Genomic DNA, 20491 nt, shown 5'->3' on the forward strand with positions numbered 1-20491 from the left:
AGTATTTGAACTTAAATTTTTTTTCTTGAACCCAAGGAAGATTTAATTATGTTTGCTCAAAATTTTTCAAAATGGGAAAAGGAGATATCAAATCTAAAAGAGGAAAAATTGCAAACAAATCCTACGGTGTACGTCGTTTAAGAACTACAGGCAAACTAAGTGCATCAGAAATTGCAGAAGCAAAAGCAGCAAAGGCTATTCAAGCTGTTAAATCTGAAAAAGCAAAACCTGCAAAAAAAGAAGCTGAAGTAGGTGATGCAAAAAAAGCTGTAAAAGCTAAGGCTAAGTAAAAGCTAAACTTTTCAACCCGGTTTGTGTATTAGAAATGCACAAACGAATTAGAGTTTGTTATTTAATTCCCATGAAAATTAATTACAATCTCTAATTCAGGGTAACCCCAATTAAATTAAGAATTAGGTATTAAATCCTTTTACTGATAGAATTGGGTTCAAAAAAAAAACCGATCAATGATCGGTTTTTTTTTGAATAATGCTGAAATTAACTATCTAAACATTCATACCGATCTGCATCGGGTTGCGCCTTTAAATCTTCCAATTCCTGACCACATACTTCGAATGTTGGACCTTTATTTCCATATACATTGGTATAATTACAATTGGAACATTTCTTACAACTTGAAAGACCAATAGCAAGAAATGACAACAGAACAAGGCTAATTTGAATCGTTTTTTTCATTTGATTAATTACAAGTATAATTTGGGTCACTTTCTGCTTGGGTTAAATCATCATCGCAATAAGTGGTAGATGGTGATGGGGAATTACTTCCAGTATTTTTATAGGTACAAGTTTTACAACGTGTACAAGATGGTAATATAGCCAATGTAGTTCCGAAAATGGCTAATATCAAGGATATCTTTTTAATCATAGCTTTAGTTTTTTTAGGTTAAAGCGGTTCACATTCAAAAAGTTTGCCAATTAATCGCAAACCTTAGTTGTTGGAAATTTATTTCCCTGAGAGCAATGAATAAAATACCTATCATTCGCATACAAGGCTCTAACCAAAGCACCTGTGCGGTATTGTAATTTCAACAATTCAACTTCATGTCCACAATTTACACTATCCAAGGTATCAACACCAAGGGAATCCAGATTGGCGACATAGGCCGAATCCCAACGCAATTGCTCATTGAAATTATCAGGAATACTATCAAATATGGCAGTATCGTATACTGCACAACCCCAACAATAGAAAGAATCGGAGTATGTTTTTAATTGATTGAAATCTTCTTCTTTACCACACTTCTCAGGACTTATATAAAGAACATGGCCAGAGTTGGTATCTTTTACCGTACAAATAATACACTTTTTACAACTGGAAATGGTAACCAACCCTGAAATTAAGGTTGCAACGAAGAAAATTGGACCAAATACTTTTTTCATGTTTTGAAATTGTGGTGGCGAAATTAAATGAAATTATGAATTTTTGCGAATATTATCGGAATTTATCTGATTAACGTTACTCTTCCTTTGTAATTGTATTTTCTATCCTTAAAGTCTGTGGCGTTCACCGAATAAGTATAAACTCCTTGTTGAGCATCAGCTCCTGTAGTTTGCACGATTCCATCCCAACCATTATCCAAACTTTTGGTCCAAAACACTTCTTCTCCCCAGCGATTAAATACTTTCATCTCAAATTCCTTTACCCCTTCTCCTTGTGCATTAAATATGGCATTCTTCTTATCCTCATTTACAGTAAAGGCACTTGGAATATACAGGGCATACAATGGAAATACACAAACCTCCTTGGTAATCTGATCTTCACAACCAAATTGATTCCAAACCCTCAAAGTAACATCAAAGCAACCGGTATCCACAAAGGTTCTAAATGAATTGGAATCGTCTGAAAAGGTACCATCACCAAAATCATATAACCATTCTACTGCATCTTCTGAATAATGTGTGAATTCAATGGTAGGAGCAAACATATCTACTTCCAGTTTATTAGGGAAAAACTGAGCTACAGGCAAAGGATTAACAACCACCAAAGCCGGTTCAGTAAAAGTTGCAGTACAGCCATGATTGGTCGAAATTGTTAAACTTACATCATAAACCCCCGGTAAGGTATAGACATGTTGGGAATTAGAAATGGTACCTTGAGAATTGTCACCAAAATCAAATAAAATACTTGCCGGATCTATGGTATTGGTTTGTGACCCAATGGTTGGTACCGTAGAAAACTCAGAAAAATCAACCGCTACCGGCTGACATGAATCGCCACGAATGGTGTAATTGAAAAACGGCACAGGGGAAGGGTAAACAAAGTAATTGTTAGTAGTAGTGGCTACACAACCTGAATCGCTGATACATTTCAAAGTTACTACATAATCATTCGGACTTAAGTAGGTATGTGTTGGTGCAAAGGTCGTATCGTTTGGACTACCATCTCCATAAATCCAAACATGAGTTGCAATATTTCCCGAATTAATGGTGGATGTATTATTAAAACTTGTGGAATTACCAATACAAACATACGCTGCTGAAAAATTAGGCTGTGGTAAAGGATTTACCACAGCTTCTTTGGTTATAGAAGCAGTACATCCATTATCACTTGTTACCGTTAACGACACCTGAAAGCTTCCATCATTACCATAAGAATGAGTTGGAAACTGGGTTAAATTGGCAGCCGAATTATCACCAAAATTCCAAGACCAATTCGTTATTGAACCATTGATTACGGTACTTAAATCAACAAAATGGGTGCTGTTTCCTAAACAAACAAAATCAGACGAAAAATCAGGAGTGGGGATAGGTGAAACTTCCACTTGATGCACAATGGTATTGGTGCAACCCTGATCACTGGTAACTATTAAACTTACATTGTAAATAAGTGCAGTATTGTAAGTGAAACTGGCAACAGGGGTGTAGGCATGCGTACTTGGCAAACCAGGTGCACCTTGAAACTGATTGAAGTTATAATTCCAGGAGTCAATAGTACCGGGTGCAGGAATTGTGCTATTATCAGAAAAAGTAACCGGCAAACCTTTACAAACCGGATTTGGACTGGAAGTATAATCTGCAACCGGATTTGGATTTACAACAGCATTTAGTGTGGCAGTGCTTGAACATCCTTGGTTGGTTGTGGTAACCAAGGTAACCGGATAATTAGTATTAGGAGAATTAAAAGTAAAGGTAAAGCTAGGATTAGATTGTGCACTCACGTTACCACCTCCAAAATCCCAGGCATATGTGGTAATAGTACCAGTAGAAACTGAACTTTGATTGGTAAATAACGATGGACTACCTTCACAAACAGGCAGCACTTCAAAATCAGTTACCGGCAGCGGATGAGCTACAGCCTGATTGGTTATGGAGGCCGTACACCCATCGGAAGTTGTTACGGTTAATGTAATGTCATAGGTGCCTGCTGCATACAAATGTGTTGTATTTGCACCTGTCCCTGCCGCTGAACCATCTCCATAATCCCAACTCCAACCAAGAATGGTTGCAGGTGGATTAATAGTTGAAGCATCGGTAATAGTTAATGGTACATCTTCACATTCCGAAGTTGTGGTAAAAGCTAAATTAGGTGCAGGGTAAACAGTAACAGCATTGGTAACTGTAGCAGTGCAACCTAAAGAGGAGGTGATATCTAATACAACATTATATGTAGCATCACTGGCAAAACTATGAGACCCATTTGTTTGAGCTAAACTTACCGAACCATCGCCATAATTCCAATCGCTATTGGAAATCACACCATCCGTAGATGTGCTGGTATTGGTAAATGTCATTACCTGGCCGTCACACACATTATTCCAGGTAAATGAGGCTGTTGGTGGTTGATTAATTGTTACACTGGTGGTAAATACATCCGAACAACCATTGGCAGTAGTTACAGTTAAAGTTACGGTGTAAGTTCCGGCAGAGGCATAAGTATGACAAGGTGATTGAACAACATCATTAGGGGTGCCATCTCCCCAATCCCAATCATAAGTGGAAATAGTTTCTGTGGCTGCAACAGTGCTGGTATTTACCGGACAAACCTGAGTTCCCAAACAAACATCCGCTATGGTGAAATTAGCTGTTGGAACATCAAACACATTAACCAATTGCTGCACTCCGGAGATACATCCATGGTTATCCTGAACGGCATGGGTTACCAAATACTGACCGGAAAAAGTATAGGTATAACTCACTGCATTTCCCGGAACCGGATTGGTATTATCGCCAAAATCCCATGCATACAGAACTAAACTTCCGGCAGGGGTGGAAGTACTGGTGAAATTATTCGGTGTACCTAAACAAGCATTGGTAGATGTAAATGATGGGGTTGGCAAGGGATAAACAGTTACAGGAACCGGCGCACTGGTTGCCACACAACCATTATTATCCTGCACGGTTAAGGTTGTATTATAGGTTCCCGGTGCTGAATAGACATAACCTGGATTTTGAACATTCGCAGAAAATCCATCACCCAAGTTATAACCCCAGGCTACAATGGTTCCACCTTGCACAGTTGATTGGTCTGTAAAAGGAGCAATATCTCCTAAACAATGATTGGAAACAGTAAATTGTGCTTCCGGATTAGGAAATACAGTTATAGTAAAATTATCTGATCCGGAACATCCATTGGCATCCGTAACAGTTAAGGTAAAATTAGTGGTGTTCAGGGCTGTCCAGGTGGTGGTGGCCGCATTGGGATTGGCTATACCATCGGGTGGACTCCAATTATAGGTTAAGGTAGGATCAGCAGGAGCAATGGAAAGGTTAATTAAAGTCCCTTCACAAACACTTTGATCCTGACCTGCAGTAACCTGAGGTGAAGGCAAAACAAGCACAGGAAAAGTTTGACTAGCGCCACAACCACTGATATCATTTACGGTTAAGGTAACGTTGTAATTTCCTGCTGTAGCATAGGTATGAGACGGGTTTTGAATTCCGGAAACAGTTGGAGTTCCATCTCCAAAGTTCCAGGTCCACTGGGTTATAGAACCTAAATTGGAAGTACTGGCATCATTAAACTGGGTTGGATTTCCTTCGCAAACCGATGGGGTAGCTGTGTTAAAGCTTGGAATTATATTTAAGCAAAACCTATGTTCATTGTTTTGTCCACCGGTAGCTGCTGTAAAACCCCAATAAACCTGACTATTACCACCAAAAATCGAAGCGATAATATTTCCGTTATAGGAGGTTCTTAAAACCCCATCAAAAAAAACCTGAAAGCTATTGGCGGCAGGATCCCAAACCAAGCGCAACACATGATAACCGCAATCTTCCACATTGCCGCTGGTAGAACTTGCCTGAACCGGACCGGCCAAATTGGAACCGGTGCCATGATCCACTCCCCCATTTTGCATAATGGCAATGTGATCATACGATGGATCACTTGAATTTTGATAGGTATCAATTTCAACAGCCAATGAAGGTGTAATACCCTGGTATCCCATTCCTCCTCCCGATGCGCCAAGACTTGTACTAACCGGTTGAAGTACAAAAGCCATTCCATCGGCACCTCCATCATTACAACCTAAAAATACATCAAAAGAAAAATCAAATGGATTGCTTAAGTCCAATAAATTATTGTTCCAAACCGATCCAAATTGGGTATTGGAGGCCGTGGTTAATCGATAACAATCACAACTTAATGAACTGGCATTCCCATTAACAGAGAATTGTTGAGCCCTTGATAGCAACGATGCAAAAGAAATTAAAGCTAAAACAAGTGCCCTACCTAAGGTTTTCATCCAAAGTTTAAATTGGTTTAAGGTTGCTAAATTAAACATAAAAACCTAAACTTTTCCGACATAAATTGCAATTTGTCAGATGATTCAACTTTCAACCTCAATCAGAGGAAGATTCAGTTTTAAAAAGATATTTTTGATTTATAGGATGCGGGCCCCCTTCGCCTTTCCCGGAGTGGTATATTTTTACCATAGAAACTGCACCAAGGCTCGGGTCACGCTATCGGCTGTAGTCCTCGTCCCCCTAGGCTAACGCCGTCGGGGTCCTGTGGGCTACTTGCCTCTATCGTTGCCCGAGGGTGCAAGCCCAACGTGATTTACTTTTTACCAAGCCCTTCATTTCCCTAAACAGATTCCAATCTGCATACAGGTATCTATTTGGCGCCCTTGCCTTAGTAAAAGAAACGGCTCCTATATCTTACCGAATACCGTTAACAAATCTGCAAAACCAAAATGGTTTAATACTACTTATTCTATAAAGTTGGTATAAAAATGTAGAACCTAATCGGTCATTGGTCTTACCAGGAACTCCTTGGCTTGCACTTTCTTCCCGGGTAGGGATAGAGGCAAGTAGCTCACGGTATATCAAGGCCTTTTAGCGAGGGCATACCGTGACTACAGCCGATAGCCCGGGCCTGAGCCAGTTTTATTCCATACAAAACGCTACTTTCATGCGAAGGCACCCGCCTCATCCTAAAAAAGAAAACACAGAACATTTTATCAATAAACACAAATGAATACGAATTAAGACACTGATTATCAAAATCTTATTACAACTTAACATTGGATTTCAGACTCCAACTTCTGGCTTTTAATTATTTATTGTTAAAAACGGAAAAGGCAAGGTCAAAATACCAATTTTTGCACTCAATTTTTTTGAAAGATGAGTTACGGAAAATGGATTGTAGGCGGTTTAGGCTGGGCATTTGGTGGTCCGGTAGGAGGATTAATCGGTTTTGCAATTGGAACCTTATTCGATTCGGCAGCAACGATGTCGTTAACCGACCCAAAGGGTAATCCAATTCCAAATCAAGGCAATAGAAACTCCCAACCCGGCGATTTTGTAGCCTCCTTATTGGTATTATCGGCTGCCGTTATGAAGGCCGACAACCGAATAATGAAATCGGAATTGGAATATGTTAAGCAATTTTTCATACGACAATTTGGTGAAAATCAATCCAATTCACTGCTACTTACCCTGCGTGAATTACTTAACAAAGATATCCCGGTTACCCAGGTCTGTCATCAAATTCGTCATAACCTGGACCATTCATCCAGGTTACAATTGCTCCATTATTTGTTTGGAATTTCCAATGCTGACGGACATGTTCATGCTCAGGAAATTGAACTAATTTCGAAAATAGCTTACCATTTAGGGGTAAGTGATAAAGATTTTGGCAGTATAAAAGCGATGTTTGTAAAAGATTCAAAAGCCGCTTATGCCATATTGGAGATACAAGAAAATTGTAGTGATGAAGAGTTAAAAAAGGCTTATCGAAAAATGGCGATAAAATACCATCCGGATAAAATTAACCACCTGGGTGAAGAATTTCAAAAAGCGGCCAAGGAGAAATTTCAAGAAGTTCAGAATGCTTATGAGCAGATTAAAAAAGAAAGAGGAATTGTTTAGCTAGTGCATGCTGAAATAGCGAGAAATGCAGTAAACCCAAACAGCCAAGGAGAAGCGTTAAACTTAACACGACGAACTGCCGGCAACTAATCAGATGCTGTATTTCTGACTAACATTCCAATGTAAACTTCAAATAATAAGGAAGTAAGGAAACTAAGAAAATCTAATTCAAAACCTTGCAGTAGTTGGATTTGAATAACTGTCTAAATGAGCAAGAATGAATCGATGAAGTGTTTTTTAGCTGACCCTAACTATTTGATGTAGAAGCGTTTCATCAGCACCTCATGGTTTTGCAATTCAATTTTAACCAGGTATAAACCAGGCTCTAACTGACTAAGATCGCAACGGATTTTCTCTTCTTGTATAGTTCCGCAAAACACTTTAGTTCCCAATACATTAAATATGCTTACTTCAACTGCTTGATTATTTCCGGTCAGCGTAATTTCAAACTTACCTTGATTGGGATTTGGAAAAACCAAAAAATCAACCGGATTAGTGGAAGTCCAACCAATTTGGGTGGATAAAAGAATAGCGAAAAGTAAAAGTATTCTTTTCATGGTTAGCGTTTTCATACCTTTTAACCAAAACCTTGCCAATCTGTTTCAAAATTGGGATATTTTTAGAATAGGTAAAATCGAGCTGAAAAAAATCTTAGGGTTTTTCTTTGGTATACAAGTCTTTCAGTTCTGTTCTAACCACTTTAGATCCCTCTTTTAGTCTTTTGGAAACCGCATTGTAGGGTGCAAATATCACTTCAGCACCAGGCTCTAAACCGGAAATAATCTGAATATACTCATTATCTTGAATTCCGGTTTTTACTGCGGTTTTAATGGACTTACCATCTTTATAAAGAAATACGACTTCTTCAATTTCTTCTTCCACTTCTTTTGAAGCTTTGGCCCCACTTGCATCAACTTCTTGACCTCGTTCTTCGTTTTCGGTCATGGTTTTCTCTTCCGGATCTAAGGCAGTGCTATCCAATCGGGTAGTAACAGCTTGAATCGGAACAGTTAGCACATCTTTTTCAATTTGGGTTCTGATATCAACCGTGGCCGACATTCCGGGACGAAACGGAGACAAATTGGGCTGATCTTTTTTGAGTAAATCCGAATAAGATTCTTGCAAAATACGCACTTTTACTTCAAAGTTAGTTACCTGATCAACCGCCAATCCGGACGAAGAATTAGCCGAATTAGCAATGCTGGTAACAATTCCTTTAAATTTCCGTCCCAGGTAGGCATCCACTTCCACTTCGGCCGTATCATTCATATGTACACGAACGATATCGCTTTCGTTAACATCCACCTTAACTTCCATTTCATTGAGGTTAGCAATTCGCATAATTTCAGTACCTGCCATTTGAGAAGTTCCCACTACCCTCTCCCCTTCTTCGATATTTAATTTAGAAACAGTTCCATCAACTGGAGAATAGATGGTTGTTTTGGCCAGGTTTTCCCGGGCTTCTTTTAAGGCTGCCTGAGCGCCTTTAATATTAAAATTGGCTCCATCTACACTTTGCTGGGTAGCAACAATTTCCGCTTTTGCCACTTCGTATTGAGCTTTTGATGCTTCAAATTCTTGCTGCGAAATAACCTTTTCATTAAACAACTTTTCATTGCGTTTAAAAATGGCCTCCGTATTAGCGAACTGACTTTGAGCTTGGGTTAAACGGGACTGGCTGTTTGAATAAGTAGCTTTTGAAGTATTTACAGATGCTTCCAGGCGTTCAACTGCTGATATATATAAATCAGGTTTTACCTTTAAAAGCAATTGTCCTTTTTTAACTTTATCACCTTCCTTCACCAATAGTTCTACCACCTCCCCGGAGACATCGGCACTGATTTTCACTTCCGTTTCAGGTTGCACTTTACCACTTGCCGAAACAGTTTCGACGATGGTTCTCTTTTGGGCTTTTTCAACAGCAACTTTTATTCCTTCCTCCTCGCCAATCCAACCCTTTTTCTTTGCAAACATGCCGGCTCCAACCAGCACCACTACCAAAACCAAAAGACCGATGATGATATTACGTTGTTTCATGGTATACGAAAACTCCTGTTCAATTTGGATGCGAAAGTAATCAGACATTACCTTCCTTTTCCTTTTTCAATTCTCAATATTTCAAAAAAAAAGGAATCCAAACTGGATTCCTTTTTCATTTGCTTTAACAACGAACTAGTTTTTCACAACTTTAAAGCTGTTTAAACCATTGGCATTTTCCACAGAAAGGAAATATACTCCGCTGCTCAAAGCTGATAAATCGATGGTTTGATTTTCAACTGAAACCGAATAAACACGACCAACAGCGTCGCTAAGCTTTAGTTTTGAATTAGCACTTAAACCTTTAATATTCACTTTACCCGTTGTTGGGTTTGGATACAATTGCAGGTTGCTACCATTTACTTCATCAAAACCTATTCCTGAAATCAGGAAACATTCTGATTCACCTTGGCATCCATTTGCATCGGTAATAACAACATAGTATGAACCATTTTCGGTGGGAGTAAACACCTGTCCGTTGGCTCCATTTACCGGGCTGTTAGAAGCACAATTCATCCATTGGTAAGAAGTAGAGGCATTTGCAGTTAAGGTATTGGAAGCTACAGTAACATTTACAAACACATCGCCAACCACTTCAATGTTAAGTGAGTCGATTACAGGGCAACCGTTTACATCCGTCAATTCAAAATAGTAGGTTCCTGAAAGATCGGTGGTAGCATTTTCCAAAACCGGATTTGGATTATAGGAATAATAAAAATTAGGACCGTTCCAGTAGTATTCCATACCGGAAGCATTTCCGCTGGATATCAGGATATCATTTCCTTGACAAACGGGGCTGTTAGAGGTTAGATTCAGGTTAGAATTACTTCCTTGTATAATAATTCTTTCATAGTGGTAATTGCTACAACCGTTTGCATCATTAACGGTTAAATAAACATAGTACTGCCCGCAATTAGCGAAGGTATGGGTTGGAGCTGCAATGGTTGAAAAACCACCATCATCAAAATCCCACTCATAGCTTGAAATTCCGGCGGTATTACTTACCTGAAAGTTGGCAGTTTGATTATTCAGCGTATAGGTAAATGCAGGATTTAAGCCACCAACCTGAATCAATTCTTCATAGTAACCGGAACAGCCGGTAGCGTTATCTACGTTTATTGAAACATAGTATTGCCCCGGACAAGTAAAGGTATGAGATGGATTTTCAAGGCTGGAAGAGTTACCATCGCCAAAATACCAATCCCAATTGGCGGTATTAGCACCGGAGGTATTTGTAAAAGTTACGGTGGTCCCATTAACAACGTAAGAATAACCGGCTTGGAAGCCTGCCGTAATTTCAATTTGTTCAGAATAGGTGGCAGAACAGCCATGGCTATTGGTAACGGTAAGGCTCACGGTGTAAAAATCCGGACAAGAATAAACATGGTTTGGATTTTGTCCGGTAGAAGTAGTTCCATCCCCAAACTCCCAGGACCAAGTGTCGGTAGAAGCAGAAGTATTGGTAAAATTCACAGAGGAATTATTAATAGCATATTCGAAGCTAGCGGTAAATCCACCTAAATTGATGGTTTGAGTGCTGTAATCGCTACATCCATAGTCATCATATACTGAAAGCGTCACATTGTAATCGCCCGGACAGCTGTAAGGATGAACGGGGCTAGCTTCGGTGGAATTGGAAGCATCATCAAAATCCCAATCATAGGTTAAATTAGCACCGGTGGATGCATTGGTAAAGGTTACAGTATTGCTTTGAACTGAATAGGTAAAGTCAGCTTGACTTGTTCCTTCCACTTCCACGGTAGAGTATTGGGTGGAGGTACAAAAATCATTAGCAACTGTCAAAGAAACATAATACATTCCTGAGCAATGGTAGTCGATGCTTGCATTTTGGGTAGTTACAATAGCAGCATCCAAATCCCATTCATAAGAAGTTGGAGTACCCACACTTGCATCGGTGAAATTCACCACTGAGCCTTGGATATCAACAGAATATTGTGCTTCAAGGGTGTATTGTCCCGGAGCTTCAACAAACAAATAATTAGAACTTTCGCAGCCATTTGCGTTGGTTACATACAATGAAACCCAGTAACTTCCGCTACATTGGTAGGTATGGGTTGGATTTTGAATGGTGGAAGTGGTGCCATCACCAAAATCCCATTCCCAAGTTGTTGGGTTACCTGACGAAATATCGTGGAAGCCGGTAATAACACCTTGACTGGCATAGTTAAAGTTTGCACTCAGGTTGCTGGAACTTTCAGATACATAAACATAGTCTAGATAGGTATTGGTACAACCATCCGCATTAGTCACGGTTAAAGCTACATCGAAGTAACCGGCACAAACGTAACTATGAGTTGGATTTTGATCTGTTGAAGAAGAACCATCGCCAAAATCCCATTCCCAGGATATTGGATCACCGGAAGAAAGGTCGGTAAAAGAATATTCGTTATTGGTATTGGAATATGAATAGTTACCTTCCAAAGCATTGTTAAATGACAAGGATTGGGTTGCATTCGTAGAACATCCGCCCGAATCTGTTACAACCAAACTAACCTGAATGTCGAAAGGACAAACATAGGTATGGCTTGGATTCATAGTGTTTCCATTAAAACCATCTCCAAAATACCATTGATAGCTGGAAGTGGTATCGGTTGACAAATTGGTAAAATCAACTGTAAACCCATTGGTAACGTAGGTAAACTGAGAATTAGCACTGCAGGATTTATAAGCTAAAGTAAAGTCACCAAAATTATCATTGTAACCTCTAACCTTTAAGTAAGCCACTCCTGAATAAGGCGATACCCATTCAATTTTGGATAATAAATCACAATCATCATCATTGTAGGTGATATAGATACAATTGCTATCAGACAATTCTATGTAGGTATCAAAATTGGCATCAGCCCCATCCTCACAACCTGTTTTAAAGGTATAAGTATAACCTTCCACCACTTGAACTTTAAAAATTTTACATCCCCCGGTTTCAATGCTGGAACTTTGCAGTTGCCAGGAAGAATTTGGATTAATGGAGAAATCATTTTGGGGACAGATCAAACATTGGGCTTGAACGCCGGAGCTATAAAAACCCAAGGCCAACCCAGTCAAAACGATCAAAATCTTGAAATAGGTAGTAAATAATTTATGCATGTAATATTAATTTCAACAAAGATACTTTTAAATTCCGATTGAAACGAGGTAAGTGAATAAATTGGCACTTTCTGTGAATAACCATTCCTTAATTTCCTGCATATCTTTCTGATTGCTTTGAATTTCTGAATTGATTTTTGCAACTATCTTTCATAGTCAGAACCGGCTCGGAAAATTAATACCGTATAGACCTTATGATAAGTCCAATTTAATGTAGGATTTTTTTAACCCAAATTTCCAAAGAAGTAAAACCAGGCATTTGAATTAATTCAGTATTGATAAGTGATACTATATGAAAAATACACATACTTTGGACCTTGCACCCTTCGGGCAACGATAGAGGCAAGTAACCCACAGTACCACGCGGCGCTAGCCAAGTGGGACGAGGATTACAGCCGATAGCGTGACCCGAACGCCATGCAAGATATTTTGGGTTTTAGCAAAAAATGGTTGGGCGGAGGGGGCCCGCATAAATTCTATAAAAAAGAGATTAATCCTCCCTGTTGACTTTTCAGCATGCCCTATTTTACAGCCGAAACGCAACACATAAAACCGTAATGATGCTTTCAAAAACAATAAAAGCCGGGAAGAAAAAACCAAGTTTTTATTCCATCCAGCTTTTGAAATAGGATTCATCATCCATTTGCATGGCTTGTTTTGTAATCATCAATGGTTTAAAGGTATCAATCATAACCGCCAACTCAAAAGTTTCCTTTTTACCAATGCTTCGTTCGGTAGCTCCGGGTTGAGGACCATGAACAATTCCGGCTGGGTGCAAGGTAAAATCTCCCTTTTGGATATTGTTCCTGCTCATAAAGTCACCATCAACATAGTATAGAATTTCTTCGCTGTCGATATTACTATGGTTGTATGGAGCCGGAATAGCCAGGGGATGGTAATCATACAACCTTGGGACAAAACTGCAAACCACAAAATTATTTGCCTCAAAGGTTTGATGGATTGGTGGAGGCAAATGAACCCTTCCTGTCAGAGGCTCAAAATTATGAATAGAAAATCCATAGGGATAACAATAGCCGTCCCAACCTACTACATCAAACGGATGAGAGCCATACACGTAATTATACAAAACACCTTGCTTCTTAATTTTTATCAAAAAGTCGCCCTTTTCATCATAGGTTTCCAAATCTTGTGGAAGCTTATAGTCCCTTTCGCAAAAAGGAGATGATTCTCCCAATTGTCCAAATTTATTTCTGTAATGTCGAGGCGTATAAATTGGGCTAAAGGATTCCAAATAAAGCAATCGATTATTTTCAGATTCAAAACTAAGTTGGTAAATCATTCCACGGGGAATAATCAAGTAATCGCCGTATTCAAATGGGATTTGTCCGACCATAGTTTTAAGCACCCCTTTCCCTTCATGGATAAACAACAATTCATCGGCATCCGCATTTTTATAGAAATAATCCTGCATTGATTTTTTGGGAGCGGCAACTCCTACAATCACATCCGAATTTACCATCATTGGGATACGACTATCCAAAAAATCATCGGTTGGGGTGGCTTTAAAACCCAGGAAGCGATGTGCCTTCAAATTTTTAGCAAAGGCTATTTCGGGGGATACATCCTTTGAATCGCCTATGGATTTAACCATTGTTGGTCGGTAATTATGATAAAGTATGGAAGACAATCCGCTAAATCCTTCCGTTCCAAAAAGTTGTTCCACGTACAATTCGCCGGAAGGTTTACGGTATTGGATATGCCTTTTGTTGGGGAATTTTCCTAGTTTATGATAAATGGGCATGGGTAATTAAATTAGGTAAGGTATTAAAAATTATAAGGTTCGGCTTCCATTAAAATAGTCAAAATCGTTTCCACCACATCTTCTGCATTGGGTTTTGAAAAATAATCTCCATCGGTTCCGTAAGCAGGACGGTGAGCTTTTGCAGAAATCGCCACCGGCTTACTATCCAGGAAGCGATAAGCTCCTTGTTCATCGAGTACTTGTTGCATCATATAAGCAGAAGCCCCACCCGGAACATCCTCATCCAGAAAAACTATGCGATTTGTTTTTTGCAGACTCTTAACAATGCATCCATCCAAATCAAATGGAAGCAAGGTCTGTACGTCTATCAATTCAACCGACACACCTTCTTCTTTCAGTTGTTCAATGGCGTCTAGGGCTATTCGAACACAAGAACCATAGGTAACCAAGGTAATATCATTTCCTTCAACCAATACTTCCGGGCGGCCCAAAGGAACTGTAAATTCACCTAAATTGCTGGGGAGGTTTTCCTTGGATCTGTAACCATTTAAAGGTTCCACAACTATTGCCGGCTCATCAGCCTGAAGCAAAAGGTTATACATTCCGGCGGCTTGTACCATGTTTCGAGGCACACAAATATGCATTCCACGAAGCGAGTGAATCAGGCTTCCCATCGGAGATCCACTGTGCCAAATTCCTTCTAAACGATGCCCCCTGGTTCGGATAATTGCCGGAGCTTTTTGTCCACCTTTGGTTCGGTAATGCAAGGTAGCCAAATCATCGGTCATCATTTGCAAACCATAAAAAACATAGTCTAAATATTGAATTTCAGCAATAGGCCGTATTCCTCTCAAAGCCAAACCAATACCTTGTCCGACAATTGTACATTCACGGATACCTACATCAAAAATTCGAGTAGTTCCAAACTTCTTTTGCAATCCTTCAAAACCCTGGTTTACGTCGCCAATATTACCCAAATCCTCACCAAAGGCTACCAGATTAGGGTATTTTTCAAACAATTTATCAAAGTTAAATTTAATCACCTCTCTCCCATCCACCGAGCTTGGAGTATCCGGAAATACAGGTTTGGTTTCGGCAATTGACAAAGCACTCCATTGGCTTCGGCTATGCAGACATGAATTGTAATCTTCCCGATTTTTCTCATTTGTTTGCTCATACCAATTTTGTAGCGCTTTTCGATGCGAGTTATCCAATCCCATGGTTGCCCGCAAGGATTTTCTGACAGCCACCTGAATATCTTTTTTACCAGGGTCAATAGCAGTTGCCAGGGCTGAACGATACTTCAATAAATCTTCCCTATTTCCCAAATCTTTGGCCAATGAATCTATCAAAGAAAGTGCTGTTTGAAGGTCGGTTTTTATGGATTGCGTATAGGCTTCCCATGCTTTTCTTCGACCTTCTTTTACCTGATTTTTGACTTCTTCTTCCACCTGGTCAAGCTCTTGCTCTGTTGCCAGGGCATTTTCAACCATCCATTTACGCATTTTTACCAGACAGTCGAAATCCACTTCCCATTGCAAGCGTTCTTTTGATTTGTAACGTTCATGAGAACCTGAAGTAGAATGGCCTTGAGGCTGAGTTACCTCTTGAATATGGAACAATACCGGAGTATGGGTACTTCTGCATTCATCGATTCCTTTTTCATACATTTCAATTAAACCGGCGTAATCCCATCCTTTTCCGGTATAGATCCGCAAGCCATTGGTACCTTCTTCTTTTTCGAAACCTGCTAATACTTTCGAAATACTTTCCTTGGTAGTTTGAATTTTCTTGGGAACCGAAATACCATATCCGTCGTCCCAAACACTTACTGCCAAAGGCACTTGCAAAACACCAGCGGCATTAATTGTTTCCCAAAAATGGCCTTCCGAGGTACTTGCATCGCCAATAGTTACAAAAGCTACTTCATTTCCTCCTTGGGTAAAGGAAGGGAAATTGGAAATAGTTTCTTCATTTCTATAAATTTTCGATGCCAATGCCAGGCCAAGCGCTCTGGGCATTTGCGCGGCAGTAGGTGATATATCCGACGAAACGTTGTAATGTTGAGTTTGATCCTTCCAGCTACCATCGGCATTTAGAATTCGGGTTCCATAATGACCATTCATGGAGCGACCAGCCGAGGAAGGTTCGGCTACCACATCCGTATGGGCATACAATTGTGCAAAAAACTCTTGAACAGTTAAAAGTCCGAGTGCCATCATAAAGGTTTGATCGCGGTAATAACCGGCTCTCCAGTCTCCTTTTTGAAATGCCTTAGACATGGCAATTTGTGCAATTTCTTTTCCATCTCCAAAAATTCCGAATTTGGCCTTTCCGGTAAGCACTTCTTTACGGCCGGTTAAACTTGCCTGACGACTAATTTGAGCAATTTTATAATCGTTCAGCACCAGTTGTTTATATTCTTCAAAGCTAAGTTCCACGGCCTTATCCTGCTTGTTTTCGTTCGACATGGTTTTAATTTCTATGTTCGCAAAGATAGGCACGGAAGTTTCAAAAATACTTTTCTCGGATGAAACATCATGAATGTTGTTGGACAAAAGTAAAAGGATGAAGGAAGGATAAAATACCCTGAACTAGGGAAACTGCATCGAACTGACCAATATCAGTAAGGAAAAATATGGTGGGGCATTTCAGCATTTTAATCCCAAATTCCAAAAGAAGCTAAACTTTTGTTGGAATTTCGGTTGAATGGACTTACATTGCCTTGTAGCTTTGAATCTAAGGCATTACTAACATTTCGGCAAATTCTGAAAGTCCATTTGCCTATTTAAATTTCCCTTTAAAATTGACAATAAATTCAGCAATTTTAGAACTATACTCCTTAAATTCGGGTGAGTATTTGTCTATGTTGAGATCATTTTTTATCCACAAACTTAGGGCACCATCCACATAATAGGCCTTTTGATGATCTTCCCTCCTACCCGTTTTAGGATTTATCCAAATTTGTTCTGAGAAAAAAAGTTGACCATCTTTAAAAAACCATTCTACATGTTTATTCAGTCCATTTTGTTTTACATCCACTACAATTAATTGCACCACGCTATCTTTATGGTAAATTAGTTTTTCCGCAATAGAATCCTTGTAATCAACTACTTTTTCAAAATCACTCAGATGCTCCTTGATCCAATTTTTATATTCGGTCATTTTGGAAGGTTGAGCGAGGCAAATACCGGGTAAAAATCCCCAAAAACTGCAAGCGATCAGGAAGAAAAGCCTAACAAACATGGTGCTAAGGTAATTAAAAACCCATCTTGGCAACCACAAAGTAAAGGAAGAGTATCCTAGAAACTAGATCAAAACCGGGGAATTGATAAAAATAATTTGGATGCGGGTACCTTCGCACAGCATTTGAATTTCATCCATAGCCAGGCAAGGCTCAGGTCCGGGCTATCCGTTCCAAGTCCTCGCCCCGATTGGGATCGGGGCTGTGGGCTTTCCACTGCTATCCCTACCCGGAGTGAGGTGCAGGTTCCTAAAGCAGTTGTCCTTACCAAATTAAACCCGGGGTTTCATTCAATTTACGGCCCGTCAATATCATATACCAATAAAACCTACACTTCATTTTCTTGGGTTATTTCCCATTTAGCACCTAACCCTTTTCCTGTTTATTTAAAATATGCTCTAAACCCCATTTTTCCATTTCAACAAAAACCGGTGCCATACTTTTACCTAGTTCTGTTAAAGAGTATTCAACCCTGGGAGGAATTTCCTTAAATTGCTTACGCACAATCAATTTATCCTCTTCTAATTCCTTCAATTGTTCGGTCAAAACCTTTCTTGAAATAGATGGAATCCTGGCTCCAATTTCGCCAAATCTTCTTACATCTGTCCTTAGGCAATACATGATAATCGGCTTCCATTTACCTCCTATAAGTTGAAGAGTGGCCGTAACCGGACAATTAATTTCAATTGATTTTTTTGCTTTAGTTACCATTTTGTTACTGCTAATTTTTTTGTTACCAAAAGGTAACAAGTTTCATATTTAAACCATTATTAGTTACTTTGCGTAACAAAAGTATTAAATAATTTTCAAAACACAAAAAAATGATATTAGTAACAGGCGCAACAGGGCATTTTGGAAATGCAGCCATTGAATTTCTTTTAAAAAAAGGTGTTAATCCCCTTCAGATTTCGGCATTAATTAGAAACGAGGAATCGGCTAATGAATTAAAGTTAAAAGGCATAAAAACCATTATTGGAGATTACGATCATTACGATTCCCTGGTTTCCGCATTTAGTGGGGTTGAAAAATTGCTTTTTGTATCCGGAAATGATATTTCCAGGCGCAGTGAACAGCACAATAATGTTGTTAAGGCAGCCCAAACGGCCGGTGTAAAACATATAGTCTACACCAGTTTTCAAAGAAAAAGCGAAGGTGAAGAATCGCCCTTATGGATGGTAGCACAATCACATATTCAAACTGAAAATTGGTTGAAGGAAAGCGGTAACGATTATACCATTTTGAAAAACAACCTTTATATGGACTTTTTACCCGGCTTTATTGGTGAAACAGTTGCCGAAACCGGAGTTGTTTTTGTACCTGCCGAAGATGGCAAAGTAAGTGCAGTGTTGCGTTCAGAAATGGCAGAAGCTGCGGCTCGTATATTAACAAGCGATGGTCATTCCGGCAAAGAGTATGATTTTTCAAATGCACACGCTGTTACTTATCATGATATGGCAAAAGCTATTTCAGAGGCCATTGGAAAACCAATAAATTACATTTCACCATCTCCGGAAGAATATGGCAAAACATTAAGTAATTATGGTGTACCTTCCGAAGTTATAGGCATTTTCTCAAGCTTTGCAATTGCACAGGCAAAAGGAGAATTGGATGTAGAAAGTTCAGATTTGGAGAAATTACTGGGCAGAAAACCAACTTCTGTAAAAGACTTTTTAATTCAAGTTTACTCTTCCAAACGTTAACTGAGACAATCACTAAAATCAGCTTGCTGCTAATGGGGTAGCCTTCTCCGCATACAAGACTTGCAAGAAGTGAAACAAAATATGGTTATAACTCTTGAAATTGTCTTTGAAAAATGCCATACTTTAAGCTTCCAACATAGGTCCATTCAAAGAATCTTTTAAGGCAGATCAATATGATAAAGGACCTATAAAATACAAGTTTGGCTGACCCCATTCGCAGTAAGAGATTGCCTTTTACATAAATTAGCAAGGCACATAGTCGGGCTATACGTTCCAGGTCCACACCCGAAAGTGCGAGGGTTGTGGGCATACTACTGCTATACCTACCCGAGTTGAGGTGCAGGTAACGGGTGTAGTATATAAACCTTACCCTATTAATTAGCATAACCATTATTATTAGTACTATAGATTACTTGCACCAGGCAAGGAAAAAAACAAGATTAATTTAACTAATTTAGTTATGATATGTCGTATTTTTTTTCACATAGCTCACCAAAAATGAAGAAAATTAGGAAACATAGCCTAAATTAACTTACCCTTTATTAAAAAATAGCTCATATTTGCATAATGACTGTTGGATTTAGGAGATTTTGAGGGAATTAAGGGGTAGTTATGCCTCATGCTAAAAAGCGACACTGCTCAACAAGATTGAAATGATAGCAAAAATAAACCTAAATAATGTAGCGAGCTACAAAGGTCTGACATCTTTGGAAACCGACAAAAAGGTAAACCTTATTTACGGTTTAAACGGCACAGGTAAAAGTACCTTATCAAATTATTTACATAACCAAACAGACGAGAAGTATAAAAGTTGTTCAGTTGAGGGATTAGACCAAAACCACGAAATACTTGTTTACAACCAAACATTCATTCAAGAAACCTTTTTTGAGGCAGAAAACTTAAAAGGCATTTTTACACTTTCAAAAGAGAACAAAGAAGCGGAAACAAAAATTTCTAATGCTCAAAAAGAAATTAAAAAACTTGAAAGCGAGAATGAAGCAAAAGGCAAAGAACTTGAAACAGAAAAAATATCCATAAATCAAAAACAAGAATCTGCCAAAAATGCAGTTTGGAAAATTAAAACTGATTATAGCGGTGGCGACAGAGTTCTTGAATTTTGTTTAGACGGTTACAAAGGTTCAAAAGACAATTTGTTTAATCACATTGTTGGTTTAGTTAAACCAACAGCAAAACCGTCAAAAAGTATTGATGATTTAAAAAATGATTTACAATCTATTTCTGGCGACAACGCTCAAAAATATTCTTTTTTATCAGATATTACTTTTACTTCGCAAAGTGTAGAAATTGAAACATTGTTTAACAAATAAATTGTAGGAAATGAAAACA

General features: G+C 38.9%; 15 protein-coding genes. 4 read left to right on the forward strand and 11 right to left on the reverse strand.

Going from position 1 to position 20491, the window contains the following annotated elements; genetic code table 11:
* Nucleotides 1-71: 71 nt before the first annotated feature.
* On the forward strand, nucleotides 72-290 hold the full coding sequence (locus K1X82_02475) for a 30S ribosomal protein THX (protein ID MBX7180951.1): 219 nt from the start codon (nucleotides 72-74) through the stop codon (nucleotides 288-290).
* Between the two features lie 208 nt (nucleotides 291-498).
* Here the strand turns inward: K1X82_02475 and K1X82_02480 are convergent, their stop codons facing one another.
* From K1X82_02480 to K1X82_02495, 4 genes are all read right to left on the reverse strand, one after another.
* Nucleotides 499-696, reverse strand: a complete 198-nt coding sequence (locus K1X82_02480; protein ID MBX7180952.1) for a hypothetical protein — start codon at nucleotides 694-696, stop codon at nucleotides 499-501.
* Nucleotides 697-700: 4 nt separating this feature from the next.
* Nucleotides 701-886 carry a hypothetical protein gene (locus K1X82_02485; protein MBX7180953.1) on the reverse strand — a complete coding sequence of 62 codons (186 nt, stop codon included), beginning with the start codon at nucleotides 884-886 and terminating at the stop codon, nucleotides 701-703.
* 50 nt (nucleotides 887-936) lie between these two features.
* On the reverse strand, nucleotides 937-1401 hold the full coding sequence (locus K1X82_02490; GenBank protein ID MBX7180954.1) for a hypothetical protein: 465 nt from the start codon (nucleotides 1399-1401) through the stop codon (nucleotides 937-939).
* Between the two features lie 62 nt (nucleotides 1402-1463).
* Nucleotides 1464-5744, reverse strand: coding sequence for a PKD domain-containing protein (locus tag K1X82_02495; protein ID MBX7180955.1), 4281 nt, complete (start codon nucleotides 5742-5744; stop codon nucleotides 1464-1466).
* A gap of 841 nt (nucleotides 5745-6585) precedes the next feature.
* Between K1X82_02495 and K1X82_02500 the strand changes: the two genes are divergently transcribed.
* The gene (locus K1X82_02500) at nucleotides 6586-7332 is read left to right on the forward strand and encodes a TerB family tellurite resistance protein (GenBank protein MBX7180956.1); all 747 of its coding nucleotides are present in this window, start codon (nucleotides 6586-6588) and stop codon (nucleotides 7330-7332) included.
* Nucleotides 7333-7583: 251 nt separating this feature from the next.
* On the opposite strand, the gene K1X82_02505 is transcribed toward K1X82_02500, so the two are convergent.
* From K1X82_02505 to K1X82_02535, 7 genes are all read right to left on the reverse strand, one after another.
* Nucleotides 7584-7889: a T9SS type A sorting domain-containing protein gene (locus K1X82_02505; protein ID MBX7180957.1), complete on the reverse strand. Its 306-nt coding sequence runs from the start codon at nucleotides 7887-7889 to the stop codon at nucleotides 7584-7586.
* A 94-nt stretch (nucleotides 7890-7983) separates the two neighbouring features.
* On the reverse strand, nucleotides 7984-9369 hold the full coding sequence (locus K1X82_02510) for an efflux RND transporter periplasmic adaptor subunit (GenBank protein MBX7180958.1): 1386 nt from the start codon (nucleotides 9367-9369) through the stop codon (nucleotides 7984-7986).
* 135 nt (nucleotides 9370-9504) lie between these two features.
* Nucleotides 9505-12477, reverse strand: a complete 2973-nt coding sequence (locus K1X82_02515) for a PKD domain-containing protein (protein MBX7180959.1) — start codon at nucleotides 12475-12477, stop codon at nucleotides 9505-9507.
* Between the two features lie 604 nt (nucleotides 12478-13081).
* Entirely contained in the window at nucleotides 13082-14239 is a 1158-nt protein-coding gene (locus tag K1X82_02520; protein ID MBX7180960.1) for a homogentisate 1,2-dioxygenase, read from the reverse strand.
* A gap of 23 nt (nucleotides 14240-14262) precedes the next feature.
* Nucleotides 14263-16671: a transketolase gene (locus tag K1X82_02525; GenBank protein ID MBX7180961.1), complete on the reverse strand. Its 2409-nt coding sequence runs from the start codon at nucleotides 16669-16671 to the stop codon at nucleotides 14263-14265.
* A gap of 313 nt (nucleotides 16672-16984) precedes the next feature.
* Entirely contained in the window at nucleotides 16985-17446 is a 462-nt protein-coding gene (locus tag K1X82_02530; protein ID MBX7180962.1) for a hypothetical protein, read from the reverse strand.
* A 364-nt stretch (nucleotides 17447-17810) separates the two neighbouring features.
* Entirely contained in the window at nucleotides 17811-18155 is a 345-nt protein-coding gene (locus K1X82_02535; protein ID MBX7180963.1) for a helix-turn-helix transcriptional regulator, read from the reverse strand.
* Between the two features lie 110 nt (nucleotides 18156-18265).
* Between K1X82_02535 and K1X82_02540 the strand changes: the two genes are divergently transcribed.
* Complete coding sequence (locus tag K1X82_02540) at nucleotides 18266-19144, forward strand: SDR family oxidoreductase (protein MBX7180964.1); 879 nt, start codon at nucleotides 18266-18268, stop codon at nucleotides 19142-19144.
* Nucleotides 19145-19797: 653 nt separating this feature from the next.
* Complete coding sequence (locus tag K1X82_02545) at nucleotides 19798-20472, forward strand: AAA family ATPase (protein MBX7180965.1); 675 nt, start codon at nucleotides 19798-19800, stop codon at nucleotides 20470-20472.
* Nucleotides 20473-20491: the final 19 nt, after the last annotated feature.

The sequence above is a fragment of the Bacteroidia bacterium genome, assembly GCA_019695265.1.
Taxonomy (GTDB): Bacteria; Bacteroidota; Bacteroidia; order JAIBAJ01; family JAIBAJ01; genus JAIBAJ01.